Raw genomic sequence first — 504 nt, 5'->3', positions numbered from 1 at the left:
TATGTCGCCTTGCAGCACTATGTCACCAGCCACGATGTGGTGGTTATCTCCCCCCTGCTGTTTGGCTTCACCGCGCGTATGCTGGCATTGCGCCTTAAGCTGGGCCTGCCCGTTTTTCATTACAAACACAATGCGCATTAATGTCAGAACGGGCAGGCGCCGGATAATCAGTTACTCGAGTAGTTGTAACCGTAGTGATGATAGCCGTAGCCGTAAGCGTTGCTTGCCCGCTTAACGACGCCGTTGAGAATCACCCCTTTGGTATTGACGCCACTCTGCTCCAGACGCTGTACACAGACCAGCATCTCCTTCACGCTGTTCATCCCGAAGCGGGCGACCAGCAGCGTGGTGCCTGCGCGACGGCCGACAACAGCCGCGTCGGTGACCGCCAGGATCGGTGGCGTATCGATAATCACCAGATCGTAGCGTTCATTCGCCCAGTCCAGAAGCTGCTGGAAACGCGTATGCATCAGAAGCTCCGCCGGATTAGGGGGGATCTGCCCG

General features: G+C 57.1%; 1 pseudogene. It reads right to left on the bottom strand.

What is annotated here, in order from left to right:
* Window positions 1–167: 167 nt before the first annotated feature.
* Window positions 168–504: pseudogene (locus RE027_RS18245) on the bottom strand (polysaccharide biosynthesis tyrosine autokinase); the annotation flags it as partial.

The organism is Kocuria sabuli (genome assembly GCF_040981185.1).
Classification (GTDB): domain Bacteria; phylum Actinomycetota; class Actinomycetes; order Actinomycetales; family Micrococcaceae; genus Kocuria; species Kocuria sabuli.
The sequence above is the reverse complement of the archived record's forward strand: the minus strand, read 5'-3'. Positions and strand labels throughout refer to the sequence as shown.